General features: G+C 60.2%; 12 protein-coding genes. 7 read left to right on the top strand and 5 right to left on the bottom strand.

The window, feature by feature from the left end:
• Positions 1 to 2: 2 nt before the first annotated feature.
• The 5 genes from Q5Y75_RS24260 to Q5Y75_RS24240 all read right to left on the bottom strand — a co-directional run bounded on the left by Q5Y75_RS24260 (position 3) and on the right by Q5Y75_RS24240 (position 5,890).
• Positions 3 to 1,070: a flagellar motor switch protein FliM gene (locus Q5Y75_RS24260; RefSeq protein ID WP_306202387.1), complete on the bottom strand. Its 1,068-nt coding sequence runs from the start codon at positions 1,068 to 1,070 to the stop codon at positions 3 to 5.
• A 74-nt stretch (positions 1,071 to 1,144) separates the two neighbouring features.
• The gene (locus tag Q5Y75_RS24255) at positions 1,145 to 3,820 is read right to left on the bottom strand and encodes an ATP-binding protein (RefSeq protein ID WP_306202385.1); all 2,676 of its coding nucleotides are present in this window, start codon (positions 3,818 to 3,820) and stop codon (positions 1,145 to 1,147) included.
• The gene (locus Q5Y75_RS24250; RefSeq protein WP_306202384.1) at positions 3,820 to 4,125 is read right to left on the bottom strand and encodes a hypothetical protein; all 306 of its coding nucleotides are present in this window, start codon (positions 4,123 to 4,125) and stop codon (positions 3,820 to 3,822) included. Before Q5Y75_RS24250 ends, Q5Y75_RS24255 begins: the two co-directional genes overlap by 1 nt.
• Positions 4,122 to 4,502 carry a response regulator transcription factor gene (locus Q5Y75_RS24245; protein ID WP_306202382.1) on the bottom strand — a complete coding sequence of 127 codons (381 nt, stop codon included), beginning with the start codon at positions 4,500 to 4,502 and terminating at the stop codon, positions 4,122 to 4,124. Before Q5Y75_RS24245 ends, Q5Y75_RS24250 begins: the two co-directional genes overlap by 4 nt.
• 86 nt (positions 4,503 to 4,588) lie before the next feature.
• A complete protein-coding gene (locus Q5Y75_RS24240; RefSeq protein WP_306202458.1) occupies positions 4,589 to 5,890 on the bottom strand; it encodes a helix-turn-helix transcriptional regulator in 1,302 nt (433 codons plus the stop codon).
• 228 nt (positions 5,891 to 6,118) lie between these two features.
• Between Q5Y75_RS24240 and Q5Y75_RS24235 the strand changes: the two genes are divergently transcribed.
• The 7 genes from Q5Y75_RS24235 (at position 6,119) to Q5Y75_RS24205 (ending at position 14,252) form a co-directional block, all read left to right on the top strand.
• The gene (locus Q5Y75_RS24235; protein ID WP_306202380.1) at positions 6,119 to 7,465 is read left to right on the top strand and encodes a substrate-binding protein; all 1,347 of its coding nucleotides are present in this window, start codon (positions 6,119 to 6,121) and stop codon (positions 7,463 to 7,465) included.
• 104 nt (positions 7,466 to 7,569) lie between these two features.
• Positions 7,570 to 8,601, top strand: a complete 1,032-nt coding sequence (locus tag Q5Y75_RS24230) for a branched-chain amino acid ABC transporter permease (protein WP_306202378.1) — start codon at positions 7,570 to 7,572, stop codon at positions 8,599 to 8,601.
• A gap of 4 nt (positions 8,602 to 8,605) precedes the next feature.
• On the top strand, positions 8,606 to 9,805 hold the full coding sequence (locus Q5Y75_RS24225) for a branched-chain amino acid ABC transporter permease (RefSeq protein ID WP_306202376.1): 1,200 nt from the start codon (positions 8,606 to 8,608) through the stop codon (positions 9,803 to 9,805).
• A 12-nt stretch (positions 9,806 to 9,817) separates the two neighbouring features.
• Positions 9,818 to 10,573: an ABC transporter ATP-binding protein gene (locus Q5Y75_RS24220; RefSeq protein ID WP_306202374.1), complete on the top strand. Its 756-nt coding sequence runs from the start codon at positions 9,818 to 9,820 to the stop codon at positions 10,571 to 10,573.
• Positions 10,574 to 10,585: 12 nt separating this feature from the next.
• Entirely contained in the window at positions 10,586 to 11,341 is a 756-nt protein-coding gene (locus Q5Y75_RS24215; protein ID WP_306202372.1) for an ABC transporter ATP-binding protein, read from the top strand.
• A 65-nt stretch (positions 11,342 to 11,406) separates the two neighbouring features.
• Positions 11,407 to 12,273, top strand: a complete 867-nt coding sequence (locus tag Q5Y75_RS24210; RefSeq protein ID WP_306202371.1) for a glycosyltransferase family protein — start codon at positions 11,407 to 11,409, stop codon at positions 12,271 to 12,273.
• A gap of 299 nt (positions 12,274 to 12,572) precedes the next feature.
• Positions 12,573 to 14,252: a GSCFA domain-containing protein gene (locus Q5Y75_RS24205; RefSeq protein WP_306202456.1), complete on the top strand. Its 1,680-nt coding sequence runs from the start codon at positions 12,573 to 12,575 to the stop codon at positions 14,250 to 14,252.
• Positions 14,253 to 14,364: the final 112 nt, after the last annotated feature.

Here is a 14,364-nt window from a genome sequence, read left to right as displayed (position 1 = left end):
TGTCATCCTTGCGGTGATTGAGGCATCGAGGCGATGTCGGTGCCAGGGCGTACCCCCTCCTGCCGGGCGGGTCCGATTGCTTCTTGTAGAACCGGTTCTGTCGATGGTGGCGTGATGGCAGTCGGCACGGGCGCATCCTGCGCGGGCTGCGACAAATCATCGAAAACCTCAACATCCGTGGGGTTGCTATAGGGCTCGGGTGATGTCTCGTTCAGCCGTAGCGCGCGCATGCCCCGGCACTGGCCCAAACGCGCCCGCGCAAGGGCCCGCCCGTCGATCGTCAGCAGTTCCGCCTCATCCAACGGGCAGGACTCCAGTGGCAGCGTGTCGCCCGGCTTCAACCCAGACAAAACAGAAAGCGGCACGTGCAACCGGGTCAGCACCGCCCGCAACTCGGTCCGCATCAGCCCGAAATTACGCTCCAGTCCCGCAGGCTGTGATGCGGCCTCGCTTGGCTGGGCGTCCTGCTCTTCCACCTCGTCCGGCAAAACCACCGTGATCTGGCCCTGGCAAGCCCCATGTCCGATATCAACGACCAGATCACATAGCCGATAATGTTCCTGCCCCATGGCCAGCACCAGATCCGAAATCTTTTTCTGTCGGCTTTCGAACCTGTATCTCTGCAAACACAACCACTCCTCGGCCTCCCCCAGCAGCGCCCCCGCTTCTACCAGAACCTGCTCAGCCAGCGGCGCAAGAAGCGCGGCATCCGTTTCGGTGAAGGGCCGCTCATCGGGCGGCTGTGATCCAACTTCGCCGATGGTCTGATAGCGGATCATCGCGGCGGTTGCCTGGCGGTCGACACAAATCGCCGCTGTCAGACCACCGGGTTCCCCCAGCACAAGCATCAACCGCTGCTCTTCCAGATGGGTGGAAAGCAGATCGCGGGGAAACCTGTTCTCGGTAGCACCGATCACCGCCATCGCCGGGCCTGCAACATGCGCCGAAGCCTGCGCCAGCCCGCGCCGCAGGGCCCGCAGCAGCGGGCGGGTGGATTGCACCGCACCCTGCCCCGACTGCGCGATCTTGCGCGCCATCGCGGAATCCACATTGCGGGCCTCTGAGTTCACGGGATCGTCTGCCTGTCCGACTGCGCCATGACACCGGTTTAGGCAGAACGCCTTACCAAACCCTTACGCCCGCCCTATTCGGCGGCCATTTCCTGATTGGTCGCCAGGCTCACCCGAAACGCGGCGCCGCTTTGCCCGGTCAGATAGGTCACGTTGCCACCAAGCCGCTGCATGATCTCGCGGCAGATCGCCAGACCCAGCCCCGCGCCGCCAGCTTTCTCGGAACTTACCCTGGCAAATTTCTCGAACACCATCGATTGTGCCTGTGTCGGGATGCCGCTGCCATTATCAATGAAATCGACAACCACCTGACCTCCCACGTCGTGAACCGAGATCGTCAGCACCGGATCGCGCGCGTCGCAATATTTCTGCGCATTCGAGATCAGATTGATAAAGACCTGCCCCAGCCGATCCAGATCGGAGCGCAGCGCAATGCGCTCGGTGGATTTCTGGCGCTTCACCACCAGCTTGCCCGTGGAGCCTGCCAGCGCCGAATCAAGGGCGCGGTCCAGCACCGCATCCAGCCGCCCATCGCGTAGGTTCAGGCTGACCTGACCGCTTTCAAGAACACTCAGATCCAGCAGATCGTCCAGCAGCCGTGTCAGGCGCAGCGCCTCGTCATGGATGATCGTGGCATAGCGGGTCTTGTCCTCTGGCAGCAGCCCGTCCGTGTCGCGCAATATCTCGGAAAAGGCGCGGATCGAGGTCATGGGCGTGCGCAATTCATGACTGACCTGACTGAGAAACGCGTCCTTTTGCAGCGAGATCTGGGTCAGCTTTTCGTTGGCTTCGCGCAGTTTGTGCGCCGTGCGGCTGAGTTCCGAGGATTTGGCCTCTAGCTGACTGGAATACTCCATCAGTTGCGCCGATTCATCTGCAACCGCCAGCAGGTCCTGCACCGAAACCGATGACCCACCGACAATCTGCCCGATCATCGCATGAGCCGCAGCCGCCCCGACCGAGCCGCCAAGCTCGCGTTCCAGCCGTTCCAGAAAGGCCGGTGTAGGGTCGGGCAGGACGCCGCGCCCGCCTTGCTGCAGGGCTTCGGCATGAAAGAACTCCTGCGCCTCGCGCGCACCCAGAATACGCTGGGACATGATCATCAGGTCTTCGCTCTGCGCCACCGATCCGGTCCAGCCGCGCGGACCGGCGGAATGGTCGAACACGTTGACAAATTGCGCGCCCTGCAGCCGTTCGAGCGGGCTGGGAAAGCTCAACAGTGATACCAAACAGAACGCCACAGTGTTGAGCGACAGCGACCACATCACCGAATGTACGGTCGGGTCCAACCCGGTGATGCCAAAAAGCGCATCAGGCCGCAGCCAGTGCCAGCCAAAGAGACCGTTTGTCATTACGCTTTCGGACAGCAGCCCGCTGCCGATGCCGGGCAAGAGCAGCGTATAGAGCCAGAGCAGGAACCCAATGGTGAGTCCCACCAGCGCCCCTGTCCGGGTTGCACCGCGCCAAAACAAACCGCCGACCAGCGCCGGCAGGATCTGCGCGATCCCGGCAAAAGCAATCAGCCCGATCGAGGCCAGCGCGCCGCCACCGGTGAAGACGAAATAGAAATAGCCCAGCGCCATGATCACAGCGATCGACACTCGGCGCGAAAACAGGACAATGTTGCGCACATCCCCCGAGACCGAGGCCCCACGGCCCTGTGAATAGAGCCAGATCGGCATCACGATGTGGTTCGATACCATGGTCGATAGCGCCATCGCCGCCACGATCACCATCGAGGTGGCGGAAGAAAAGCCACCCAAAAACGCCAGCATGGCCAGCCCGCCCTCGCCCTGCGCCAGCGGAATGGTCAGCACGAACAGATCGGGGTTCGATCCCTCGGGCATCAGGTCCAGCCCCACTACCGCGATGGGCACGACAAACAGGCTCATCAGCAGCAGGTAAAGCGGAAAGGCCCAGGCCGCCATGCGCAGATGGCGCTCGTCATCGTTTTCGACCACCATGACCTGAAACATGCGCGGCAGGCAGACAAAGGCCGCCGCCGCAAGAAAAGTGATCGTCGCCCAGCGCCCTTTGTCGATGGTCCAAGTCCCGATCTCCGATTGGTCGATACGCTGCAATATCGGATCAATCCCGCCGCCAATCCCCCAGACGACAAAAACGCCGACGGCCAGCAGGGCCAGCAGTTTGACAACCGCCTCAATCGCGATGGCGGTCACAACCCCGTGGTGGCGCTCGTTGGCGTCCAGATTGCGCGTGCCAAAGAGGATCGCAAAGACTGCAAGCCCCGCCGCCACCCAGAAGGCACTGGAGCCTTCGCGATAGAAGCTTTCAGGGTCGCCCTCGGCAAAGATCGAGAAGGACAGCGTGATCGATTGCAATTGCAGTGCGATATAGGGCGTCACGGCGATAACCGCCAATACCGTTACGCAGATCGCCAGCAGGTTCGATTTGCCAAAGCGCGAGGAGATCAGGTCAGCGATCGAGGTTACCCGCTGGCTGCGCCCCACTCGCACCAGTTTGCGTAGACCCCACCACCAGCCGATCATCACCAGGGTTGGCCCCAAATAGATGGTCACAAATTCCAGCCCACTGCGCGCGGCGTAGCCAACCGCCCCATAAAACGTCCAGGCGGTACAGTAGATCGAAAGCGATAAGGTGTAGATCAGCGGCGAGCGCAGCCAGCGAATGCGCCGAGTCGCAGCCAACCGATCCGAAGCAAAGGCCACGCCGAACAGGAACACAACGTAGCCCAGACAAACCAGAATGAGCACGTTCAGGGACGCCATCAGCCGCGCTCCGAACTGCCGGGATCAGATCCGCTCCACCTCCGCGCCGCAATGCCAAAGAGTCCCCCGACCACGATCAGCAGCGCCCAGACCCCGAAGATATAGGTGATGGCCGCTGACATCGGCACCTGCCCGCCCTCTCCCGATCCATCAGGCCAGAGCAATGGAATGGCAAAGAGCAGTGCGCCGAAGATCGGCAGCAGGCGCGCGGCATCGCTCAGGCGGCGGCGACGGTAGCTCTGTTTTTCCAGAAACACCGGAGGCGCCTGGACCGGGCCGGTCTCATTCTCCGGCCCGACGCTCATGGGCGGCTGGCCTGCGCATGCAGATCGCGTACCGCTGTCAGAACCTCGGCATTGGAAAACGGCTTGGTCATGAAGCGGCTGACACCGGCCTTTTCGGCCATGTCCCGGTCGCGGGCCTGGCCGCGCGCGGTCAGCATCAGAACTGGCAGGTCCTGCATTCCATCCAACGCGCGCACCTCCTTGAGGATGTCCATGCCGCTCTTGCCCGGCAGCATGACATCCAGGATCAGCAGATCGGGCGCGGCAGAGGTGATCACCTCCACCGCGTCAGAGCCATCGGCGTGGGTATCCACCTGCCAGCCTTCGCGGCTGAGCAGGAAGCGGATCGCCTCAGTGATATTCGGTTCATCTTCAATCAGAAGAACACGTCGGTTCATTCCGGCCCTTCCTCCCCAAAAAAGGCAATCGGGCCCGTGCCCGTCTGTTATGCGTGCTCCAGATTAGACTTGCTTTAACGGACCTGTCAAAACTCTTCCGACAGGATTGATGGTTCACGTCGCGCCGCACAGGCCCGGCGCGGGCAGACCCGGCAGCTGCTGCCCACCGGCAACGCATCGGCTTGGCCACCGTCATCGCTCGGCACCGGCAGGATCAGCATGATCGAATGATAAACGGGGTCCACATCGAAACCGGGCACTTCCTGCGGCCAGGCGACAGCAAGGCAATCAAACTCTGCCGCCGTACGCCCCAGTTGCGACACCCGGCGGCGGATCGGCACGAGCGGTCGGTTGAGCGCAGTGAACAGCGGCCAGAGCGGGCAGGATTCCCCATGCCGTGGCAATGCAAAGCCCGAGATTGCCTTGCGGAAGACGATACTGCCAGACGCGTCGCATTGCACCAGCCCCACCTCATGGGCCAACGCGTCCTCGGGCAAGGTCGCTATGCGGCGGAACACCGAGGGCAGATCGACGTCGAAACGCCGCGCGAGGCCAAGCGGATCCAGCCCCAGCTCATCCAGCGCATCCAGCACATCGCGCAGCGGCATGGCTCGGACGTCCGTGGCATAGAGCGTCAGGATACCGGCCCCAACCGCACGTGCCGCGCCGCTCTCCAGCCCTTCCAGTACATCGCTAGGTACTTCGCCAGTGCTCTCGATTTCCGGGAAGTGATGGCCGCGCGCTGCGACAAAGGCCTCAACCTGCTCCAGCGGCATCCCGCGGCGGTCGGCGCTGCTGCTGTCGGTTTCATCCAGATAGCCAACCAGCGCCTTGGAACTTTCCGCCAGCCGTTCGGCATCCTGATTGAGGTTGCGGTGGAATCGGTCGCGCCATTCCGGTTCCAGATCGCCGGGCTCGGCCAAGATCGAGGCGGTCGACCGGATCGCGGCGGCAGTGGAGAGCAATTCATGCAGCGAAGCGGCCAGAAGCGGGTCATGCGTCAGCCGGTCCGATAGGGTCACAACGGTCCGTTCCAGCGTCGTGATCCGACGGTGCTGGCGCGCGACGACGTCGGCCCAGCCGGGAAAGCGCCCGGCAAATTCATCAACCCGATCCAGTTCCGCCGCAATCGGGCCAATCTGGGCCGCCGCCTCGCCCAGCGCCGCGATCAGCGCGGCTTCGGCCCCTTCAGTCAACATCGAGGGTTCGACCTGCAGCTCGCTCGCGATATCGACCAGCAACTTGCCGCCGATTCTGCGACGGTTATGCTCGATCAGGTTGAGATACGAGGCGGAAATACCCACTTTGCGCGCAAGGTCCGCCTGCCGAAACCCGCTGATCATCCGTCGTTCGCGGATGCGGCTGCCTGTCAACGTGTCCCGTGCGATGGCCCGACCCCCCGGTTTTTCGTCCCATATCAACAGCTTTCTGCGCCGCGACATAAGGAAATTTACACGATACCCCTCACATCTGTCGAATAATTTACAGAATAAATATTCGATTCAAAGGGTTTATTGCGCAATTTTCTTTACGCCTTCCATACTTGCTTTGCACAGATAAGTGCCGCGCCGCGCGGAAGAGGAGCCGCCAAGCGCAAAGTGAAATGGGAGGAATGAATGTCCAAGAACGATGTCACCCGTCGCAGGGTGCTGAAAACGGGTGCCGTGGCGGGGGCTGGTCTGGCAATGCCAACGGTGTTCACCGCGCAATCCGCGAGCGCGTTTACCAATGAGCCAACCGGCAGCAATGTCATCCTCGGCTTCAATGTGCCACAGACCGGGCCCTATGCTGAAGAAGGCAATGACGAATTGCTGGCGCAGCAACTGGCCGTCGAGCACCTCAATGGTGAAGGCGATGGCGGCTGCCTGAACACCTTCACCTCAAAGGCACTGAAGGGGAACGGCATCCTGGGCAAGAAGGTCGAGTTCGTCACCGGCGACACCCAGACCAAGTCGGACGCGGCCCGCGCATCAGCCAAGTCGATGATCGAAAAAGACGGCGCGGTCATGATCAATGGCGGCTCGTCCTCGGGCGTGGCGGTTGCGGTTCAGGGCCTGTGTCAGGAAGCAGGCGTGATCTTCATGGCCGGTCTGACCCATGCCAACGACACCACAGGTAAGGACAAGAAAGCCAACGGTTTCCGCCACTTCTTCAACGCCTATATGTCGGGGGCAGCGCTGGCGCCGGTGCTGGCCGCCGAAATGGGCAAGGAACGCCGCGCTTATCACCTGACCGCAGACTATAACTGGGGCTGGACCCAGGAAGAGTCGATCGTGGCCTCGACCGAGGCGCTGGGTTGGGAGACGGTCAACACCGTCAAGACGCCGCTCGCCTCAACCGATTTCTCGTCCTACATCGCGCCGGTTCTGAACTCTGGCGCGGATGTGCTGGTTCTGAACCATTATGGCGGCAACATGGTCAACTCGCTGACCAACGCGATCCAGTTCGGTCTGCTCGACAAGGTGGCCAACGGCAAAGACTTCAAGATCGTTGTGCCGCTCTATTCCGAATTGATGGCCGCTGGTGCGGGCGAGAACATCAAGGGCGTGTTGGGGTCGATGAACTGGAACTGGCAGCTGCAGGATGAAGGCACCAAAGCCTTCGTGAAATCCTTCGGCGAAAAGTACGAGAAGCCGCCATCCAACTCGGCCCAGACCTGTTATGCGCAGGTTCTTCTTTATGCGGATGCGGTCGAACGCGCGGGCACCTTCAACCCGTGCGGGGTTGTCGAAGCGCTGGAAGATTTCGAGTTCGACGGGCTTGGCAATGGCCCGACCTGGTATCGCGGCGCAGATCATCAGTGCTTCAAGGACGTGCTGGTGGTACGGGGCAACGAGAACCCGACCAACGCCTATGACACGCTGGAAATCGTCGAGATCACGCCGCGGGCGCAGGTCGAGTACGATCCCGAGCATCCGATGTTCGCGGGCGGCAGCCTGGGCGAGTGTAACCCCGGTTCCTAACCACTCACGCAAACCGGGACCGGTCGCGGGCAATCGCGGCCGGTCAATAAGAGCGGCGGGCGCAAGAGCCAAAGCCGCACCGGCCAATCCAGAGGTGGGGACAGATGGACGCCATTCTTCTGCAAATCCTGAACGGGCTCGACAAAGGTTCGGCCTATGCGCTGATCGCGCTGGGACTGACACTGATCTTCGGCACGCTGGGTGTCGTCAATTTCGCCCATGGCGCGCTGTTCATGATCGGCGCCTTCTGCGCGGTAACGCTGCAAAGGCTTCTGAATCTGAGCTTCGAGACCGTGGACGAGACTCAGAAGGATTTTCTGGGCAATCCGCTCAAGGTAAAGACGCCTTATGTCGAGGCCTGGTTCGGGCCGGAAACCGGGGCTGCGATCATAGACTGGTCCGTGCCGCTGGCAATCCTGGTTGCGATCCCGATCATGTTGCTGGTCGGCTACGTGATGGAACGCGGGCTGATCAAGCATTTCTACAAGCGACCGCATGCGGATCAGATCCTCGTCACCTTCGGGCTTGCCATCGTCTTGCAGGAGATCGTGAAATACTTCTTTGGCGCCAACCCGATCCAGACACCACCACCCGAGGCGCTGAGCGGATCGATCGACCTGGGCGTGATGGTTGGGTTTGACCCCAACGCGATCATCTACCCGATCTGGCGGCTGATATATTTCGCCTTCGCCACGCTGATTATCGGGGGCATCTTTGCCTTCCTGCAATTCACCACCTTCGGCATGGTCGTGCGCGCCGGTATGGCAGATCGTGAAACCGTGGGCCTTCTGGGCATCAATATCGACCGCCGCTTTACCATCATGTTCGGCATCGCGGCCGCAGTCGCCGGATTGGCGGGCGTGATGTACGGCCCGCTCAACCCACCCAATTACCATATGGGCATGGATTTTCTGGTGCTCAGCTTCGTGGTTGTCGTTGTTGGTGGCATGGGCTCGCTGCCTGGCGCGGTGCTGGCCGGGTTCCTGCTGGGTATTCTGGAGAGCTTCGCCTCAACCACCTGGGCCACCACCACGATCCCGGGGATCAACCAGATCATCATCTATCTGGTCGCAATCATCGTGCTGCTCACCCGCCCCCGCGGGCTGATGGGCCGCAAAGGCGTGATGGAGGACTGAGCTCATGCTGGGACTGAACAAAAAAGACACGTCTCTGCTGCTGATCGTGGCTGTGCTGACGCTGCTGGCGCCCTTCATCCTGAACCCGTTCCCCGAAGGCAGCGCCATGGCGCAGTTCAACGCGGGCTATCCGGACCTGATGCAGCGTTTCGTGATTTTCGGGATTTTTGCCATCGGGTTCAACATCCTCTTCGGCCTGACCGGCTATCTCAGCTTCGGTCACGCCGCCTTTCTCGGCGTGGGGTCTTATGCCGCCGTTTGGATGTTCAAGCTGATCAGCTACAACGTGATCCCGGCTATCCTGCTCAGCGTGGTCGTCGCGGGACTGTTTTCGCTGCTGATCGGGTTCATCAGTCTGCGCCGCTCGGGCATCTATTTCTCGATCCTCACGCTGGCCTTTGCGCAGATGAGCTTTGCGCTGGCCTATTCTGTGCTGTCGAACCCCAAGTTCAACCTGACCAATGGCGAAACCGGCCTGCAGGTTTATGCTGATGACCCGCAATGGTTCCACAGGGCCAACGCGCCTGACCTGCCGCATCTCTTTGGTGTGTCGATGCGGTCGACCTATACAATGGATGTCGGCGGCTGGAGCTTTGATTTCAACGCAGGTTACTACCTATGCGCTGTGATCATGATGGTGGTGTTTTACCTGGCAATCCGCATCTTCCGTTCGCCCTTTGGCATGATGCTGCGGGCGGTGAAATCAAACCAGCAGCGGATGAACTATACCGGGCTGAACTCACGCCCCTATACGCTGGCGGCCTTTGTGATCTCGGGCATGTATGCCGGATTGGCTGGCGGGCTGATGGCAGCCATGGACCCGCTTGCGGGCGCCGAGCGGATGCAATGGACGGCGAGCGGGGAAGTGGTGCTGATGACCATCCTTGGCGGCACCGGCACCCTGATCGGGCCGGTTCTTGGCGCGGGCTTCATCAAGTATTTCGAGAACATCTTCTCCAAGATCAACGACAACGTGCTGCATAGCTGGTTCGCCTTCCTGCCTGACGGGATGGAGGATTTCATGGTCTTCATCATCCATCCCTTCATCGGCAAGGGCTGGCACCTGACACTGGGTCTTCTGTTCATGCTGGTCGTGATCTTCCTGCCCGGCGGTCTGGTCGAAGGGGGTCAGAAGCTGCTGAACTGGGTACGCGGCAAACGCAAGGACAAGAAAACCAGCGGCAAGACCGAGCCAGCGGAATAAGGGGGCGCAGCGATGGGTATTCTGGAAGTCAAAGGCGTCAACAAACGCTTCGGCGGGCTGCAGGCGCTGGGGGATGTGAACCTCAGCGTCAAGGAAAACTCGGTGCATGCCATTATCGGGCCGAATGGCGCGGGTAAATCCACGCTGCTGAACTGTCTGGTAGGTAAGCTGATCCCCGATACCGGCAGCGTGATGTTTGATGGCCAGTCGGTGCTGGGCCGCGCGCCGTTCGAGATCAACCAGATGGGCATCAGCCGCGTGTTTCAGACGCCCGAGATTTTCGGCGAACTCACGGTGATGGAAAACATGATGATCCCGATCTTCGCCAAGCGCGACGGGGCGTTTCGCATGCATGCCTATGAGACCGTGCAGAACGAAAAGCAGATCGTTGAAGCGGCCGAGGAAATGCTGGAAGAAATGAACATGGCCGACAAACGCGACATGAATTCCGCGTCGCTGTCACGGGGCGACAAGAGGCGGCTTGAGATCGGCATGTGCCTGAGCCAGCAGCCGCGCCTGTTGCTGCTGGACGAGCCGACAGCGGGCATGGCGCGGGCCGATACCAATAACACGATCGACCTGCTGAAACAGATCCGCGACGAACGCGACATCACCATCGCCATTATCGAGCATGACATGCATGTGGTGTTCAGCCTCGCCGACCGGATCACCGTGCTGGCGCAAGGGACCCCGTTGGTCGAAGACAGCCCCGAAAACATTCGCGGCAACCCCAAGGTGCGCGAAGCCTATCTGGGCGAAAGCGCGTAAGGAGAAATCACCATGAACACCAAACCCGATTTCTCAAAACACGCCAATCAGGCCAGCACAGCCCCCGCCTTCCTGTCGGTCTGGGACATGCATTCCTATTACGGCGAGAGCTACATCGTGCAGGGCGTATCCTTCAACGTGCACGAAGGCGAGATCCTCGCACTGCTGGGCCGCAATGGGGCGGGCAAGACCTCGACGCTCAGATCTATCGCGCGGTTGGGCGACCCCGAGGTCAAGCATGGCGAGATCTGGCTTGATCACAAACCGCTGCACAAGATGGCCAGTCACGAGGCCGCCGCATCCGGGCTGGGCCTTGTGCCCGAGGACCGCCGGATCATCCCCGGCCTGACGGTCGAGGAAAACCTGCAACTAGCGCAGATCGCGCCTCCGGTCGGCTGGTCGCTGGAGCGACTCTATGAGTTGTTCCCGCGCCTGGGAGAGCGGCGCAAGCAAGAGGGCGTGACGCTTTCAGGTGGCGAGCAGCAGATGCTGGCGATCGCGCGGGCCCTGGCGCGGGATCTCAAGGTCCTGCTGCTGGATGAACCTTACGAAGGGCTGGCCCCGGTGATCGTGGACGAGATTGAAAAGACGCTCATGCATATCAAGCAACAGGGCATGACCACGATCATCGTTGAACAGAATGCGGTGCGCGCACTGGAACTGGCGGACCGCGCGGTCATTCTGGACACGGGCAGCATCGTCTTTGACGGCACCGCAACGGAAGTTCTGGAAAACGAGGAGTTGCGCGCGGAGTACCTGGCGATCTGACACAACCGGGCGATTTTTCGGATCACCCGGTTGCCGCTTGCGCAAAACCCATCGTAAATGGCCCCATGAAGATCTGCGCGTTGACGATGGTGTATCGCGATTACTGGGCTCTGTCCCAGTGGTACGCGCATTACAGCCGACATCTGGGGCCCCAAAACCTGTTTGTGGTGGCGCATGGGGCCGATCCCAAAATCCACGAACTTTGCCCCGGCGCAAGCATCATCACCGTCCCGCGCGATAAGTTCACGGAATTCGACCTGTTCCGAGGCCGCCTGCTAAACGGGTTCCAGGCCGGGCTGAACGAAGGTTATGACTGGGTGATCCGTACCGATGTGGATGAGTTGATCTGCCTCGATCCGGCCCGCTATCAGAGCTATGCTGAGCTTTTTGAACAGCATCCGGGAAGGGCGCAGTTTTCGCTGGGGCTGAACTTGGCTGAGCTACCGGGCGACCCGGAACTCAAACCCGGCATGCTGGCGTTGCAACACCGGCAACGGGCGTTGTTTTCGGCCCATTACAGCAAGGCCTGGGCTGTGCGTCAGCGCGTCGGGCTGCGTCGGCATGGCATAGAAATTCGGCCACGCCATACCGAGGCTTACCCATTCTCGGTGCCGCGTGGCGTCTATCTGGTGCATCTCAAATATGCCAACGCAAACGCGCTTGCCGAAAGCGATGCACACAGGATGCAGGTCGCCTCGGAACCGGGGCATGGCACGCCCGGACAATCCTGGCTCAAACCCGACCTTCGCAATCGAAAGTTCGCCGAGCGCGTCCGCAGCCTGCCCCTGACCAACTGGGACGAGGCGGAACCGCAAGCTTATGCGCAAATCAGCGGCGAACCGGAACGGGACCGCCGCATCGGCGTGATCCGGGTGCGCGACGTCCCGCTTAACCTTGCCACCGACCTGCCCGGCTGGTTCCGTTCCGCGTGATCCGGTCAAATCTCGGATACCCGGCTAATGGTGCCTTCCCCTGCTTGACCAGTCAGCCTTCATTCCGGCAACAATTGCCGCCAAGGCATTGGGCCCAAATCCGCCAGATGACAAAAAATGGTTTGAAACCGGCGATTGTGCTTCCCCTATCCAAGAGATTTAGTGGCTCAGGTTTCTTGGCCATTAAGGTTCCTGCCAATGCCTTCGAATCTATATGAATCACGGCCCCCCAAAACGTTCTGGCGATCCGGCGTCTCGGAACAAAACCTGCTAGGTGTTTCCGATATTTATGAGCCCAAATTCGAAATCGGCCGAAGCGCCGCATTTCCTGCGCGGGAAGCTGCTTTGCGCAGCATATCGGGGCTCAGTTCAAGAAGCGCGGCTTCAACTATGTCGATCTGGAAACACCGCCCCCAGCGCTGTCTCGCGAACGGTGGCATGAATTTGTCTACGACCTCTATTCGGCACGCTACGGCAATATCTACACACCACGGCAACTCATCCAGATGCTGGCCCGCGCCAATGGCAGCTTGCAGCCGGTTGAAACCGCTTATGTCGATGAGAACGGGCGCGCGCGCGATCCGTTCCGCCCCGCCATCGAACCTGACGGCTTTGCTGATATCGACGAGCTTGAGGCAGATCGGCGCTATCTCCTGTCTCAGGTTGCCTCGATGCTGGATCAGACCGACCTGTTCGTCTTTACACTGGGCCTGACCGAGGCCTGGGAAAGTATCGAGGACGGCGTGGCATTGCCGACCTGCCCGGGGACAGTGGGTGGTACTTTCGATACTGACAAATATCGCTTCAAGAATTTCGACTACGAAGAAACGCTGCAGGACATGAACGCCTTCATCGCACTGGCGCGCGAAAAGAACCCACAGATGAAATTCCTGCTGACTGTCTCGCCCGTGCCGCTCACCGCGACGGCGACCGATCAGCATGTTCTGCCTGCTACGCTTTATTCCAAATCGGTACTGCGTGCGGTTGCAGGCGCGCTCTCGCAGAAGCACGATTTTGTTGATTACTTTCCCTCTTACGAACTCATCGCCTCTCATCCCATGCGCGCGATGTACTACATACCAAACTTGCGAAAGTTGCAGCCGAGGGCGTCGCGCAGGCCATGGATGTGTTCTTTTCCGCCATTGGCGATCAGTCGAGCGGTGACATCAAAGAACCCAGTCAGGCGACACCCGTCGAGGCCGACAATGACGACCTTCTCTGTAAAGAAGCCATTTTGTAGACTTTCGGCCAATGAGCCTCTTTATCTGCGGAAACTCTCATACTGCTGCAATCAAGCAGGGTATGAATCGGGTCTGGAAAAAAAGACCGACGTGCATGTCTTTGCCCTGGGTAGCGGCGCTTATGAAACGAACCCGTTCAGCGAAATACGTGACAGCCGGATCTTCTTCACTGAACCCCTATATTCCGAACGGCTTGAAACCGCGACCTCTGAGGTGTCGATCGACGACACCCATGTTTGGGGCTTGGTCACCGGGACCCACAACAACCGAATATTGCGAGGAGAGTTCTGGAAGGAAGCGACCCCGGCCTGCCTTGATCATCCCGATCTGCGACCGGTGTCCAGGGCTGTCGTCGACGCAATCATCGATGACGATCAGAGATATATCAAAGCTTTCCTTGCGCAACTCAAGCAGATCAAGGCCAAGTTCTTTGTCATTTCCTGCCCGCCGGTGCGACGCAATAGCGTGATCGCCGGAAGCGGCATTCCGCTCGATATCATTTCGGCGATCGACAGCCGCGCGCGGCAGTGTTTCACCAACTGGCTGAGCGAACAGGGCATCCCGTTTATTGCGCCACCCGAAGGGACAATGGATGACCAGGGATTTTTGTTGAAAGAGTATTCCTTGGAAAAGACCTTCACCGGCAAACGGGACCCGCATCATGCAAACGCAGATTACGGCACGCTGATGTATAAGCAGATTCAGGATTTCCTCGCGCAAAATCACCCGGAAATCTGAGCCTGCAGCGATGCCATGCGGATGCTGGCGCAAGTACAAACAGGCTAAACTAGCGCGCGGGCCTGCTCCGGCGCGCATTTCCCTTCAATTTGGCGGCAATACCGGTCACCAT

The sequence above is a fragment of the Ruegeria discodermiae genome (genome assembly GCF_030758345.1).
In the GTDB taxonomy this organism is placed as follows: Bacteria; Pseudomonadota; Alphaproteobacteria; order Rhodobacterales; family Rhodobacteraceae; genus Ruegeria_C.
Note: the sequence above shows the minus strand (reverse complement) of the source record. Positions and strands in the feature narration are given on the sequence as shown.

What these genes read in the sequence shown, in the direction of transcription:
- Q5Y75_RS24255 (WP_306202385.1), bottom strand. Translation starts at nt 3,820, where the DNA reads ATGGCGTCCCTGAACGTGCTCATTCTGGTTTGTCTGGGCTACGTTGTG.
- Q5Y75_RS24250 (WP_306202384.1), bottom strand. Translation starts at nt 4,125, where the DNA reads ATGAGCGTCGGGCCGGAGAATGAGACCGGCCCGGTCCAGGCGCCTCCG.
- Q5Y75_RS24245 (WP_306202382.1), bottom strand. Translation starts at nt 4,502, where the DNA reads ATGAACCGACGTGTTCTTCTGATTGAAGATGAACCGAATATCACTGAG.
- Q5Y75_RS24235 (WP_306202380.1), top strand. Translation starts at nt 6,119, where the DNA reads ATGTCCAAGAACGATGTCACCCGTCGCAGGGTGCTGAAAACGGGTGCC.
- Q5Y75_RS24230 (WP_306202378.1), top strand. Translation starts at nt 7,570, where the DNA reads ATGGACGCCATTCTTCTGCAAATCCTGAACGGGCTCGACAAAGGTTCG.
- Q5Y75_RS24225 (WP_306202376.1), top strand. Translation starts at nt 8,606, where the DNA reads ATGCTGGGACTGAACAAAAAAGACACGTCTCTGCTGCTGATCGTGGCT.
- Q5Y75_RS24220 (WP_306202374.1), top strand. Translation starts at nt 9,818, where the DNA reads ATGGGTATTCTGGAAGTCAAAGGCGTCAACAAACGCTTCGGCGGGCTG.
- Q5Y75_RS24215 (WP_306202372.1), top strand. Translation starts at nt 10,586, where the DNA reads ATGAACACCAAACCCGATTTCTCAAAACACGCCAATCAGGCCAGCACA.
- Q5Y75_RS24210 (WP_306202371.1), top strand. Translation starts at nt 11,407, where the DNA reads ATGAAGATCTGCGCGTTGACGATGGTGTATCGCGATTACTGGGCTCTG.